The sequence below is a fragment of the Arthrobacter sp. NicSoilC5 genome, assembly GCF_019977395.1.
GTDB lineage: Bacteria > Actinomycetota > Actinomycetes > Actinomycetales > Micrococcaceae > Arthrobacter.
In genome coordinates this window covers 955,084-968,855 of record NZ_AP024660.1, presented here as the reverse complement: position 1 = coordinate 968,855, position 13,772 = coordinate 955,084, and the positions used below count along the sequence as shown (strand labels likewise).

The window sequence follows — 13,772 nt, the reverse complement described above, 5'->3', positions numbered from 1 at the left end:
GCTTTCAGCCACCGCGCAACCGAGACTGTATTGCGGCATCCCGACGCAAGGAGCATCTACGCTGAACAAGGGGGCGTACTTCAGCGGCTCCGGAAGTTGAAATTATGGCGGACAGGTGCTGCCGCGAGAGCTTCCGGCTGCAGCACCGTAAGTAGTATGTCCTCGTTGCCGAGGGTACGCCGCGAGCAGCCAGGCCGGCGCGCCAAAGCGAATCCGCGTCCTGGTTTCTCTAGGCCGACCCCTTGCCAGCAGAGTTTGGGCTTACAACTTGGCTGCTCGCACACCCATGGCTTCAGCGGGGGACATCAGCCGAATTGTTAGTTTACAGGCGAAAAGGCCGGGATGAAGGGCGGCTATGGGAGTTCGCCGAGGGCACGGTGGATAACTACCTTCTCCAATTCTGGCCAGCACCGTGGCAGGCCGATTCCATTCTCCGCACCGGAAGCGAGGACGCCAGGTACTGGCATCGAGAAGTTTGCAGCCGCCGGCCGGAATAGCTCTCGACCTTTCGCCGGACGCATCAAGTACACGCCCGGCCCCCTTCCGCCGACCGTGGATGCCCGGGCGCACCATGGAGGTATGACGGCTCCAACAGTCGAAGCAGCCATCCATGAACTGATGGATCTCGCCTGGAATCCTGTCTACGACCTGCTCGAGGAGCGGGGCCTGCTCGGTGACGGGTTGTTCGTCGAGGAGTACACCGGGATCTATTCCTGGGTGGACGGGCCCATGCGGTACACCGTCGTCCACCTAGGGACGTGGCCGTCCTGCAGCTGCAGCTCCTTAACCGGCTCGTACATCTTCAGCCCGGCTGGGCTGTCGTGCCCCGCGCTAGCAGCGGGAGCTGAACTTACAGAACTTCGTCGCGGTTGCCGCCAGCCCCTCCAGTAGGCCCGTAGACTTTTGTGCGAGCTCCCCGCCCCCTTTTAACGCGGTTTCTGCCTCTGTGGTCAACTGGGCATAGGGGGGCATCGGGGTGGCGGCTTCAGCGGCTCTTTGTGCCGCGGTTTTCCAGGACTGCGCGCATGTCACTGATGATTTCGTCATACCCAGCCCTTCCTTCAGCAGTTCGGCTGGGTCATATTGTGAGGAAAGGACTTTTGGCACCTTCATTGAGGCGTCATAGACAGCTTTGCTGCAATCCCAGATGGCTTGGCGAACAGGTGACCCGGATGTCAAGTACGTTCTAGCGGCGGCCACCGCTTTCTTTTCGACCTGCTTCAGAGCAAAACTTTGCAGAGTCCAGGCAAGGCTGAGATCAGGGTTGATGACCCATTCGAACGTACTTGGTGGGGAACTGACACTTATTGTCTCCGTTGGTGCCATGAAGCTGTATGCGTACAGCCTTGTGGCTACGGCCATTTCATGAAATGCCGTGACTTCAGGCGCCGCCTTTTCTTGAGACAGGGTCACGGGAGGGGTCGATTGAAACACCCAGACCATGTCGCTGTTATTAGTCAATGACAGCGACCCCGTTGAGTCGTTCACGCAAGCAATAATGAGATCGACGTATTTAAGTTCCCCTGCAGTTTGAGCATTTGGGCGCACCCTACGCGGCCACTTGGCATCGCAGCCGGTGTCAGGGAGTACCGCGGCAGCCGTGGTTACAGGCGGCGGAGGGACGTACGGCGCTGGCGCGGGAGCGCTACCACGTGACCCGCTACCGCTGTAGTCCTGGGGCGCCTGCTGCACGTCGCCTTGGCCACCACCGGAGCCTCCACCCCCGCCATTACATGCGCTGACCTGTATCGCGAGGATCAAGACGAGGCCGACCGCCAGTAGGCGCCCTACGATCCCATCGCGAAGATATTTGTCGCAAAGGTATTTCTCGGCGCGATGTCTCCCCAGCTCGTGAATGATGCTGTCCATACCGCTACCCCAATGGAGACTAGTTGTGGGAAGAGGTTAGGCTGGCTGAAGGGCTGTGTTCAAGGGGCACTTGCCCCCTATCACGATTAGGGTGACCCTAAGCGTCTGACGACAAGTCAGGGATGTGTTCTGAACCTATGATTACCCCTACTGGAGCAGGGGTAATTTACCTGGCGACGGAATGTTTGCCGAGGGGTACGGCATGCGCCCCCAGCTGAAGGGCACAGGCTGTCCACGGAATCCGCTTAAGGAAGAATTGCGGTCCTATTAATCGAGCGGACCGGGGAACGTCACAGCCTTTCCGCTATGCGGCCAGAACCAGAGGCTTAGGCAAAAGATGGTGGCCCTGTCTCGGATGGCAGGGCCGCCATTCCTCGTTGGTTAAGACACAGGGAGGATTAACTTCAGCATCTCGGCGTTGGTTAAGACACGGGGAGGATTAACTTCAGCATCTCGGCGATCTCGCCGTACTGAATGTTCTTCAAGGCGCCGTCCCGCTGCTCTGCAGATTCGAGTTCTTCCGGGCCGAACCCGTTTTCCTGATCGGATGTCGAATCGGAGCGTCGGCACCAGAGTTGTACTCTCTCGATCTGCTGCCGCTTGCACAAGCGATGTAGCCGGAAGGGAGGCAGCACATAGACAGGCTGTCCCGATAACGGCCAGCTGGACTCCGCCACATTTACGTTTGAAACGGCTATGCTACTCGTCGGGCTGCCAGCCCCTCTAGACCGATGACGCGGCGCGTCCTACTCTGGTGATTCCGCCGGCACCACCAGTATTGGGGGAAACATGAATCACCTCGCTTCAAACCGGGTATCGGGACTTAGGATGCGTGTTTCATCAAGTCCTCACATGGGGAGTGCCGAGCTTAGCAATCTTCTGTTCAGACCAGAGATGCTCCAGAAATGGATCGGTCCTGACGTCAAGATGCCTTTTCGTAAGGGGGCGCTAACCACGCTGCCCGCGCCGGACGGCTCGCTGGCCAAAAGCCTTGTTACCAGGATTACAAAGACGGATGACGGGGCGTCGATAACAACCGAAGGCGCAAGAACATGCTTGACCATTACCATCGCGTCGGGTCGCAGTGCAGATTTGAGTGTCGTTCGCATAACGGTAGGACAAATCGAAACCGCGATGGATGTCAGGAAAAGTCTGGCGTTTTGGCAGGGGGCTCTCAATCGACTCGTGAGAATTATCGAAGAAATCCGGCGTCGACGGAATTCTCCCAAGCAAGCGGTGATAGTGATTCATGGCATAGGCGAACAGCAGCCGGGACAGACGCTCCTGGATTTCGTAGATGCGGTGTTTGGGGGTGCGACGAGGGGCAGTCGGTGGGTGAAGCAGGACACTCTATCGGGATCGTTTGAAATGAGAAAAGTCACGATCCCGGCTGTGGCTGGGACTGAAGGCCGGGAAGGCATGCCCACGACTCACGTCTACGAGTTGTACTGGGCCCATCTCATCGTAGACAGCACTATAGAACAGGTGTTGGCATGGATGAGGAGCCTGGTGATGCGGCGTGATGTACCGCCGCTATTGGGCGTGTATGTATGGATTGCGCGGATTCTTGCGTCCATTGCGGTGCTTGTTGTCCTAGGCTTGGCATTGTGGTCTGCGGTTCGGGACCCAACGGCAGCGGCGGTGGGTGGGGGTGTGGCAGCAGCAGTAGTGGCAGTCGTCGGGATTATATGGAAGCTTTTCAGGCCAGCCGGCATGAGGTTGTTCACGGGTTTCTTGGGCGATGCGGCACGCTACTTCCAGCCGAAGCCGGAAAATGTTGCACATCGCCAGGAAATTCGTGAAGCAGGCGTCCGCCTGCTAGAGCGGCTACACGAATCAGGTGATTATCAGAGGATTGTCATCGCGGCTCATAGTCTTGGCAGCGCCATCGCATACGACATACTCACTTTCGCTTGGAACAGAATCCGCTTACAGGATGCAAAACCTGATGACCGTTGCTACCACGCGCTCACGGCGGTCGAAGACGCGCTCCAGAAGCAACGGGAGGACTTGTCGATCGATGACGCTCGCAAGCTCCAGGTTGCGGCATGGCAGGAACTTCGGATAAACACCAAGCCGTGGCTGGTAACGGACTTGGTAACCATGGGCTCACCTCTAACACACGGTCCGTACCTAATGGCGAACAGCAGCAAAGACTTCTCTGCGCTGATAGAAAGCCGATTGTTTCCGACCTGTCCGCCACAGTCGCAAGGAAATAGGGGGCGCCCCCTCAGCTACGTCTTGGCGCATTTGTCAACAGATGGCACCACGCACGGCAGTTCTATTGTCCCGGATCATGGTGCTCTATTTGCATTTACTCGTTGGACCAACCTGTATTTCCCTACACACGGTTTCATAGGAGGAGATCCGGTCGGAGGGCCTTTGCAACAGTTCTTCGGTCGCTGGGTTTCGGACCGTCCCGTACAGGCAAGGAAAGCCGGAATTCTGGGCTTCGCCCATACATACTACTGGAATGTGGACGGCCCGTCGGGGGATTACGTCGGACGCCCTGGTCAGGATCACATTGACTGTCTTCGAGATTCCCTAGACCTTTACGCAGATTGCAGGTTACGTGCCCTCGCCAATAGGATACCAGCGCATACATACCTGCGAGCGGAATAAGTGGAACGGGGCTGCGTCCTTTATCCCCCTTTATGGGTTAGAGACATGCTCAGACTACACACCCCGTCCACAAGTGCAATGATAGCCCGCAGCTTCACAATCCAATAGCGAGAAGCTGAGTTTGGTCTGACAAAGGGCTATCCGACTGTTCCGCCGTCCACGAGCGTCGCATGCACCCTTGAGTGAGCTAGCTTGGACGGACTTGTCATTCTCGGTGCGAGTTATCCCAAAAGCAAGAAGAACGGTGCCACCTGGAGCAGGGGGTACTTTCCGGGAGACAAGCTCGACCCGGGTCGCCGCCACCCAAACCCAGGTCAACGACGCGCTCAAGGCTCTCGACGCCGGTGACCCGACCTCCGCCATCGGCCGCCACGAGGAAAACATCCGCGCAGGAAAACCACCGTCCGCGGCCAGCAGGAACTCGCCGCCTCATCCCTCGACGCCCAGTTCGCCTCCCTCGAAGACCTCGGCGAGCAGACCGAAGTGGAAGCTGTGCCTAGGGTTGGGCGTCAATAGTGCGATTCCGGGCCCTGATGAAGGTGTTCTTCCGGCGAAGGTATTCCAGGTATTCGTCTTTGGTTTTCGGGACGGCAGGCGTCTTGAAGTCATCGAAATGGTGAAAGTACTTAATCGTTGCACCGTCTTCTTCCAGAAGGTCCTTCAACAGGAAGAACTCGACGTAACCGTCGAAGTCGCTGAACAGTTCGAAGAACGTCCCATACCTGTTGAGGACATCCCTGAGTGGGTTCGGCTCGATTCCGAGATAGTGGCGGCGGATGCACTCTAACGTGAGGTCAAAACGGTCGGCGATTCGAGGGTGGAACCCCCGGGCGCCGTTGATCGTCATCTTTCTGCCGATGATGTTGCCAGGGAACACCAGCGCGCTTCCGGCCGTATAGCCGCGGTAGAGAGGAATTTCTGCCTCGGGAATGGTTCGTATGACACGGGCGGCCCTGTCCAGCAGCCTGGTGGTAATGGCATCGCTGGAAAGGTAGAAGGTTCCCAGCGAGGACCTATGCGTAAGGTGGGATCGGCCTTCATACATTAGGTCGAAGCGGCCGCGGCCCTTGGGCAGTTCCTTGCTCCAAAGGATCTGGTGATGCCTGCGGAGGGTCGCGCTGTACTTGTCCGGATCCTTCCCGCCGGAATCGTCGTGATAATTGAAGGACGTATCAACGCCGGCGGTCATGCTGTTCTCCCTTGTCGGTTGGCGGCCAGTTCGGCCAGGTCGCGGATCAGCCGCCGGACTTCATGCTCACGCCCCCGGGCAGTTGGGGCACTCGGTACCGCCCGCGGCGGGGACAACGACTTCTTGGGCGGCCCTGGAACTGGCCGCACCGTACGTGCGTGGTTACCGGATTGAATTTCACTCATGCGAATACGTCCCCCTGGCGTACTTAGCTCCGCTGCTAGTTGTGGCAACACTCTATGAACCGCGAGGATCGTCGCGGTAGAGATTCCCGGAATCCTAGGAATCTCTTGTGCCGATCTTGAGCGGGGGGCTCGCTAGTCGATAAACCTCAAGGCGGGTGCGCGGGCGGCAAGTCACAGCCTGGCGTGCTGGCCCGCACATAGGATGAACCGGTGACCGACGTACCCGAAACCAAGTCCCGCTTTATGACCCCCACCCAGGCGGCTGATGAGCTGAACGTGAAACCCAGCCAGATCCACGCCCTCATCAAGACCGGGGAGCTGCGCGCGCTCCAGGTTGGTGGCCGGGGTATGTGGCGCATCGGCCGGCGGGACCTTGAGGACTACATCGCCGAAGCGTACCGGCGCACCGCCGAGCGCATCGCCGCCGGCGAGATCGCTGATGACGGGGACGCTGAGGCAGACAGCAGACTCTGACGCGGGGGAGTAGCGGGCTACTCGCCCGCGTCAGCCGCAGTCGCGGTGATGAACGAAGTGTGTGTGTGTGTGTGGGGGGGAACCAGTGAAGCGAATAACCGGCGCTGTTCTGGCGGTGGTGTTTGTCGTGGGACTCGCTGCGTTTTTCATCATCAGAACCGCCGAGGACAGAGTGACTGCCGACATGGTGTCCCGCGCGGGCAGGTTCGGGATTCCTGCTGACTGGAAGCTGGCCCAGGAGATCGTTCGCCCGGAGCGGTTCATGTGCATCAGCACGAACCCGTGCCCCAGTCTCTACCGCCGCTGGGAGGCAGGGCGGGAGCTTACCGACCAGGACGTCCTGGCAGTGGCGTCGGGGCTGAGGGGCCCCATGACCAGCGACCATCCGTGCAAGCGGCCGCCGAACGTCAGCGGCACCATCACCATCTGCGCCTCACGCGGTACTGACGGAGAGTACAACTACCACCTCACCGTCACGAGCCCCGGTCTCCAGGAACCTCAGCTCGTCACCCTGATCATCCGCCCGGTGCAGTGAGGCTACGCTGGCCGTTGTGGAACAGGTGCTTCTGGATCAGGTCATGTACACCGATTACGGGCAATTCGACATCGCGTGGGGGCGAGGACGGGTACTTCGACGGGGATTTCGACCGTTCCTACCAGGGACAGGTCAAACGGGCTGGTGGGTGCTGCCAATCCGCAGGGAATGCACATCAACCTCGCCCGCCGGTCCGCATGGTTCTATGCGACTCTCAGCCGGTCCTTGATGCAGCCCAGTGGGAGGACATAGTGGAGGTATCCATCGGGGTCCGGAAGGACGCCAAGTGACCTGGAGTACCTGGGCAGGCATGGACACAGGTGCGCTGGTCATTCCCCCGGGCTCCTACCGGGTGCGGGTCTGCGCCCGGGGCCGCGACGAAGGTCACGCCGGAGAACTGTCAGAAGGCACGGTGGACGACTATCTTGTGCAGCTGTGGCCGGCGCCATGGCAGCCCGATGAGGTACTCCAGGTGCGGAGCCACGACGCCAACTACTGGCACGAGGAAGTCGGCTCCCGGCCGGTAGCTCGCGCGCCGGTGGACGGGCGGATGTGTACTGGTTTTGTCCTACTGCTCGCGGAGGCTCGCGGCCTCGTCCGCGGCGCCGTCTCCGTGTTGGTAGTAGCGGACCTCAAACAGTCTGGGGACGACGAATCCGTCTAGACGAAACCCCCAAGGTCAAGAGAACGAGTGGGTTTGTCACTATCTGGTCTACTCGAGGTGGCACCAGGGGAACTTCCACGGCGCGCTCATTCGAATATATGTTCTAAGATTGGGCCTGTGATCAAGCATGATGAGGGCGGGTTCGACCGCATGATGGCTCGGCTGAATGCCGAGTCCAAGCACCCCAAGCCTGATGACGGCAAGATCATGGAGTTTCCTGGCGGCGAGATGCCTCTAGTCCGTGCTGGCGAGATCTACGGTCGCGCAATCCGGTACACCCGGACCTACGGACTCATCGAGTGGGTGGATGAACAGCGGAATTATCAGGTGGAGTGGCTTCCTGCTCGACAGATCAAGCGCGTGGACAAGGAGTCGTGGAGCGGCCGGCCACTCTAGATGCCAACAATAAAGGGGAGCTTAGTTGCTCCCCTTAGGTAATCTGCTGATGGCAACGGCCACATCGTACGAATTGCCCTTGCCGTCCCAAAGATGAATCTTCGCCTCGTCGTCGGTGTCTTATCGATTTGCGCTGAGTAGACCCCGTGGCACGGTGTTGAGCTGATGGAGCACGTCCCGCTCACGCTCACGTCGTCTTTGATCACCGCAGGCAGCCCACTGATCGGGGCTCAGTCAGCGATGTGAGAAGGCTGGCATTAGCAGGGCCTTTGGAACCGGTGGGTCACTTAACGCCTTCATTTCCATGTCGTTAGGATCCGAGAAAATGATGTGATGAACATCAGATAGCTCTAAGACGTAGGCGCTGGGCATGTTCTGTGGTTCGGTCGCGGCGTTCACAGGCATTATGTCTACGTCAAAACTAGTTCCCCTGCCACCGACCCGCCGATGGCAACAAAATTTGAGCAGCACCCCGTAAGCGGCCCAGTCGAACGTGTTGTTCGGGCAGTACCTCCGGAGATCTAGATCGGACCTTTCGCGTGCGCGGCCCGGTGCAAGGGCCGTTGCATATTGGTAGCGGTAACGCCACGAATACGGCGCAGCTGCTGCCGGATGCACGTCCTTAGATTAGGGGGTGCGACGGGCCATGATCAGCGGTCCGTCCCGAGGCTGTATTTGATGCGATGACTCGGATCGTCTTGCATCGGGACAGCCGCTGTGGCAGCCGGGCCGACAGATTAGCAGCCGTGGCGAGGAGCATGACGGTGGCCTAAACGATGCAGTGCCGGCCACGCTCATCAAAGGTAGCAATAAACCCGGTATGAAGCCGTGAAGCTGTGAAGGCGTGAAGGCATGAAGGGTAGGAATTAGCGCGGCTCTGCAGGTCAGCCATTCAACGGGTCCAGGGCAATGATGTCCACCACGGGGGAAGTTGTTCTGAGTGTTACAACGTGGTCGTCGCGGATTTGGAGCCAGTACCGGGCGGGAGAGCCTACGGTGCACGACTCGAGCAGGAGCAGCTCCAGTGACTCCCCGTCGCGGCGAAGCTGCGAGAACCCCACATCCAAATACTCGACGAGTGGAGCGGTGGCGGCCATAACCCGTTGCACTGTCCTGTTGGTCAGGTCCAGCAGATACTGCCTGCCGGTCGCTGTGGTCACAAGGTAGCGGCCCGCATCGTGATTGCGTAGCTCTTGCACCATGGTGAGAGTGTAGCCGCGGCCTCAGACACGGCTCCTGGGGCCAGCGACGTCATCAAGGCCGTGCCTGGACATCATGCCGGGCATTTGCATAATGCCGAGGACAAGTCGGCTAATTCAAGCGGAGGCTGGTCCCTCGCTAGTTCTGTACTACCCACTCGGCGCGGCTGAGAAAGCCTAATCCGGGATGTCTCCGCAGGGCCTTGATTCCGGCAGGAGACCCGACGATGAGGAGACCGACCGGCAGGCCCCGACTGATATTTAGTTGGTGAGCGCCAATGAGAACCGGCACGGCTGGGGCTAACGGTTGGCGAACGTCCCGAAGGATTAGGAAGCCGCTTTCGCGCAGAAGTGACGGATCAGGGGATACTTCGCGAGCGACGAGCTCATAGAGCGGCCATCCGGCCTCCCCGACTACTCGTTTGGCCGTTGCGATAACTTCCCTGCTCGCAGCGGGGCCGACACACGTAGCGATTGCCAGTAAGGAAGGTGTTCCTGGGCCAACGCGCAAGGAATAGGCCAGTTCGTGCGCCCACTCGGCCGCGTCCATACAATCTACTTTAGGTCAGCTATCGCGAAGATGCAGGCACCTGCAGGTCCCTGATTTCGAGCGGTTCAATCCGAAGGGGAGCCTTGCCAGGCCAAACGAGCACTCCATTACCGTGACGGGAGTTTTCCATATTGAGTACGTCTACCCTCGTGACCGTTCCAGTGGGATGGCTCAATTCGTGGATGCGCCGCTGATGCCAGTGCCCGCAAAACAGATGCGGCACGGCCAGCTCTTCGACCACTTTTCTCAGAAGCCCGCGTGTTCTGTTCGCCTTCTCATGTAGTTCTGCGCTGAGTTCAAAGTCTCCCTTCAGCGGAACGCCTTCAGGTGCATCGTGCGTTACCAGGATGTCGACGGGACCACCGGCGGTGAGAGCTTCAGCTTCTTCACGGGTGGGTTCCTCATTGGGCCACCAATCCTTCCCCTCGACTCTGTGCTCGTAGTCGACGCTGAACGCGCCCCCCAAGCCGCCGACGACAAGGCCATCGATGATGGTTCTGCCGCCACGGGGTAGTACCCGTATGTTTGATCGAATAGTTGCCAAGCCGTCATCTTCGACGACGAGCTTCCCAAGCGTGTCCCAGTTGTCGTGGTTCCCACCGGAGACAACAAGTGTCATGCCTAGCTCCACGAGGTACCTGTTGAGTTTTGCCTCGTAACGCCCCCGCTTGGCGCCCGGCCAGTCAAGACCGAAGTCCCCAACGTGGATGGCCGTGCGGACACCTTCGCGTGCTGCTGAACGAATGGCTGTCAGAGCCCAGCCGGATGCGCCATGCCAGTCCCCGAAGACGGCAAGGGGATGAGTATCAGGCATATAGCCAGCATACGCAGCTGACAGGTTTCATGTTCCAAATTTTAATACTTCTATTTCTTCTAATACTTCTATTTCCTGTACGCAAAGACATCTAGTTCAGAAGCAAAATCTTTCTACTGCTCTTGCAAATTAGTGTGGAAGGCGTAGCTTTATTGAAGAACCTTATTTTTGCGCTGCCTGGACCGTCAAGAGTCCTCGCTTGGTGGTTTGGAGCTATGGCCCTATGTCACGCGGGATTAGACTAACTTCCCTCGGCCTTCGCCGAATGCAAGCTCAATTCACATATGCCAGACGAAGCTCGTGGTCTACGACTTCGTGAAAGGGCAAATTTAAACACCGCGTCTTCCGTCCTCAGCTTATGGCGAGAAGACGAATCAAGAGAACGATCAAAAAAGTGCCCACCCTACACAACAATCCGTACGCTGACGTCGTCAACGACACGCCCTATCCTTTGTTGATCACCAAGGGGAAGGGCGGAAGGCGCAAGTGGTGGTTTCTGAATGAACCCGCCCGCGACTTGGATCCGGTCACCTTTGAACCGTGCCGAAGTAGTAACGAGTTTCCGCACAGGCGCAACTATCCTGGGCTATATCCCTTCGGCGAAGATCGACACATGGTCATGTTCGAGTCGCTGACCGAACTTGCTTGCCTGATGGAGTTGGATCACAGGGGAGAAGTCGTGCGTGTCGCCGCGCAACCCTTCGGCCTTGTGTTCGGCGACCGGACCATTCACTACCCTGATTTCGCCGCACGGCTCCGCGATGGGACGACCTTGGTTATAGATGTCAAGCCTCTGGAATTTGCCACTCACGACAGGTTCGTCCACGCCGCCGTTCTTACTGAAAAGGCCTGCGCTAGTCAGAAGTGGCGATATTGCATTATGCACGGTTGCCAAGGGTGGCAGAGAGACAACCTCGAATGGATGTGCGCTTTCAGATACGAGGAGTACATTCCTGCCCCAGCTTTAGCGACTGAGCTTGCTGACTTCCTGGCGGTACCGCGGACGATGGAGGAAGCAGCCCTTCGTCTCGACCCCCGTGCAGACCTTGGCATTGGCTACGCGCTGCTATCGAACATGATGTTCCACCGCCGCGTCGTGCCGCTCGAGCAGGGCCCCTTATACCCCGGTCTCATGGTTATTGCAGGAGATGGGAAAGGTAAGAAATGAACATCTTTAGTATCGGCGACGTGGTGACGTATCTGGAGCGACCGTGGGAAATCACAGACATCGCTGGAAGTGTCCTAGGCCTTTACGACGCTGACGGGGACGAGAGATTGAGCGCGTCCATCAGCCGAGTGGCCCAAGAGAACCCGCCCAGCGACCGGCTCAGCCAAGGGACAGCAAAGCTGAATGCAGCCGAGTCGGAACTCAGCCGCAACGGAAGCAAGCCAAAACAGCAGACCGAGATCCTGAAGGACATCGAACGCAGCCTTGCCGACATCGAGGAAGTAGCCCTAGGTAAACCGGCAGGAGCAGAAAGCTACCGGGAAGGCTACGGCTTAGGTTCTTCGACCTGGTCCCGCGCGGGTCTCAAAGCTGCCGAGTTAAAAGCACTCGGCCAACAATTGAAGTCACGGGATCCCCAGCTGGCCAAAAAAGTGGCCGTATCTCGTTCAACGCTATTCCGCCGAGCAGCAGCCTATTTGCAGGACGGTCCGGCGGGCCTGATTGACGGACGCAAAACAGTTAACCACCGAGTGACCGATGGAATTGCCCCGGAAGTGCTGGAAGTCTGTGCACGTGTCAACAAGGAACTTGTGCGCCGGCCAAGGGTTAGTAAAAAACAGCGCGTCGATATGGTCCGGGCGCGCTTAGAGAAAATGAAAGAGAGAGACTTCAGCATTCCGGGGGACCGGCGATTGAAGCAAATCCTGGACGAACTCTCCCATGGGATGTATTTGGATGGCGATGCCGCAAACCGCCGCTCAGCAGCCAACGCCCCGAATTGGATGTATCGCTCCCATCCGGCGCTAATGCCGGGATCCCGCATGCAGGTGGATTCCACCCGCCTTGACATAATGCTTATATTTCCTGACGGCTCGGTTCAAAGACCCGATGCGTCCATGATGAGCGACCAAGGAACCCGAACAGTAAGCGCCTTCGCGTTGGCGAGGGATATATGTGGAGCGGATCTTGCCTTCATGATCGCCCAGGCGATGACGCCGCGCCCCCGCTACGATTTGCCAGAGGAGTTAAAGAACCGGTGGGAAACGGGGCGCCGGGACTTGCCCTGGGTTCAGATGTTCGACGCCGAAGAGCGGGACCGCTTTGACGGAATGGTCCCGCTGATCCGGCCCCGGCTCATCATGACCGATAACGGACGCGATTATCGCTCGAATGTGGTGGACGCGACGTGCCGGCAGTTAGGCATCACCCTCGTCAGGGCAGCGCCATATTCCCCCACAGATAAGGGAATTGCCGAGCGCTTGTTCGGGACACTGAAAACCATGTTCTTGGCGCACTTGCCGGGGTTCACCGGGGGCTCGACCTCAAGTGGGGGCGACAAGAAACCGAACAGGAAAGACTTGTTGACCTTGGGAGAATTTGCGTGGTTACTGGACAGGTGGCTTGTCCATTATTGGCAGAACACACCCACGGACGGGTTACGCGATCCCCGCTTGGGCGGTGGTGCTCTCTTGAGTCCAAATGCAGAATACCGGGCCATGTTTCCCTATGTCGGGTTTGTACCCAAACCGCTGAGCCGCAAAGACTACGTTGGGCTCCTGCCTGTCGTTACGCGAACAATCCAAAATGACGGCATTCAGATCGAATACCGAATGTACGACGCTCCGGGCCTGGGGCACCTCCGGCAACGCACGTCAGGTACTGAGCTGAACGGAAAGTGGGAGGTTCACTACATGCCAGCAGATCCAAGGGTTGTCTGGGTCTACGACCCGGCCGTCCAGGACTACATCGCCTGCGATTGGAAAGAGGACCGGCTCGACAAGCCGTTTTCAAAAGACGTCCGTGATCTCGCACTTCAAATTCTCGATGATGGAGGCGTGGATCCTGCCTTCACCGAGGCTTCAACTACGAGGAACTTCGTTGAAGTTGCGCTGCAGGAGCTCAGGCGGCAGCGGAAGAAGCAGGCATCTATGGACCTCGAACGTGGAATCCAGGACGCACAGCGGGGGACCTTGCCCAACATGGTTAGCCTACGCGGTGAGGAGGGTTATTCATCTCCGGTCGATGAACACGTCCAGGAGGTGGATGACGAAGCCGACGACGACGATCTGGATGGCTTCGAGGGTGTGAACGGGTGGGGAACATGATG

General features: G+C 58.5%; 11 protein-coding genes and 1 pseudogene. 8 read left to right on the top strand and 4 right to left on the bottom strand.

Annotated elements, in window-relative coordinates; translation table 11 throughout:
• Nucleotides 1-831: 831 nt before the first annotated feature.
• Nucleotides 832-1,869 carry a hypothetical protein gene (locus tag LDO22_RS04435; RefSeq protein WP_224026238.1) on the bottom strand — a complete coding sequence of 346 codons (1,038 nt, stop codon included), beginning with the start codon at nucleotides 1,867-1,869 and terminating at the stop codon, nucleotides 832-834.
• Nucleotides 1,870-2,658: 789 nt separating this feature from the next.
• On the opposite strand from LDO22_RS04435, the gene LDO22_RS04430 reads away from it, so the two are divergent.
• Entirely contained in the window at nucleotides 2,659-4,491 is a 1,833-nt protein-coding gene (locus tag LDO22_RS04430; RefSeq protein ID WP_224026237.1) for a hypothetical protein, read from the top strand.
• Nucleotides 4,492-4,777: 286 nt separating this feature from the next.
• Nucleotides 4,778-5,007: pseudogene (locus tag LDO22_RS04425) on the top strand (PspA/IM30 family protein); the annotation flags it as partial.
• On the opposite strand, the gene LDO22_RS04420 reads toward LDO22_RS04425, so the two are convergent.
• Nucleotides 4,988-5,680 carry a hypothetical protein gene (locus LDO22_RS04420; RefSeq protein ID WP_224026236.1) on the bottom strand — a complete coding sequence of 231 codons (693 nt, stop codon included), beginning with the start codon at nucleotides 5,678-5,680 and terminating at the stop codon, nucleotides 4,988-4,990. The pseudogene LDO22_RS04425 and the gene LDO22_RS04420 sit on opposite strands and share 20 nt — an antisense overlap.
• A 395-nt stretch (nucleotides 5,681-6,075) precedes the next feature.
• Here LDO22_RS04420 and LDO22_RS04415 point away from each other — a divergent pair, with 395 nt between their 5' ends.
• The 4 genes from LDO22_RS04415 to LDO22_RS04400 all read left to right on the top strand — a co-directional run bounded on the left by LDO22_RS04415 (nucleotide 6,076) and on the right by LDO22_RS04400 (nucleotide 7,934).
• The gene (locus LDO22_RS04415) at nucleotides 6,076-6,339 is read left to right on the top strand and encodes a helix-turn-helix domain-containing protein (protein WP_224026235.1); all 264 of its coding nucleotides are present in this window, start codon (nucleotides 6,076-6,078) and stop codon (nucleotides 6,337-6,339) included.
• An 85-nt stretch (nucleotides 6,340-6,424) separates the two neighbouring features.
• Complete coding sequence (locus LDO22_RS04410) at nucleotides 6,425-6,874, top strand: hypothetical protein (protein ID WP_224026234.1); 450 nt, start codon at nucleotides 6,425-6,427, stop codon at nucleotides 6,872-6,874.
• Nucleotides 6,875-7,160: 286 nt separating this feature from the next.
• Nucleotides 7,161-7,538, top strand: a complete 378-nt coding sequence (locus LDO22_RS04405) for a hypothetical protein (protein WP_224026233.1) — start codon at nucleotides 7,161-7,163, stop codon at nucleotides 7,536-7,538.
• Nucleotides 7,539-7,655: 117 nt separating this feature from the next.
• Nucleotides 7,656-7,934 carry a hypothetical protein gene (locus LDO22_RS04400; RefSeq protein ID WP_224026232.1) on the top strand — a complete coding sequence of 93 codons (279 nt, stop codon included), beginning with the start codon at nucleotides 7,656-7,658 and terminating at the stop codon, nucleotides 7,932-7,934.
• 884 nt (nucleotides 7,935-8,818) lie between these two features.
• Here LDO22_RS04400 and LDO22_RS04395 read toward each other — a convergent pair.
• Nucleotides 8,819-9,136 carry a hypothetical protein gene (locus LDO22_RS04395; RefSeq protein ID WP_224026231.1) on the bottom strand — a complete coding sequence of 106 codons (318 nt, stop codon included), beginning with the start codon at nucleotides 9,134-9,136 and terminating at the stop codon, nucleotides 8,819-8,821.
• A 566-nt stretch (nucleotides 9,137-9,702) separates the two neighbouring features.
• Entirely contained in the window at nucleotides 9,703-10,497 is a 795-nt protein-coding gene (locus tag LDO22_RS04390; protein WP_224026230.1) for a metallophosphoesterase, read from the bottom strand.
• Between the two features lie 394 nt (nucleotides 10,498-10,891).
• Between LDO22_RS04390 and LDO22_RS04385 the strand changes: the two genes are divergently transcribed.
• Together LDO22_RS04385 and LDO22_RS04380 are read left to right on the top strand one after the other, a co-directional pair.
• The gene (locus tag LDO22_RS04385) at nucleotides 10,892-11,665 is read left to right on the top strand and encodes a hypothetical protein (RefSeq protein ID WP_224026229.1); all 774 of its coding nucleotides are present in this window, start codon (nucleotides 10,892-10,894) and stop codon (nucleotides 11,663-11,665) included.
• Nucleotides 11,662-13,770 carry a Mu transposase C-terminal domain-containing protein gene (locus LDO22_RS04380; RefSeq protein WP_224026228.1) on the top strand — a complete coding sequence of 703 codons (2,109 nt, stop codon included), beginning with the start codon at nucleotides 11,662-11,664 and terminating at the stop codon, nucleotides 13,768-13,770. The genes LDO22_RS04385 and LDO22_RS04380 overlap by 4 nt, the downstream gene beginning before the upstream one ends.
• Nucleotides 13,771-13,772: the final 2 nt, after the last annotated feature.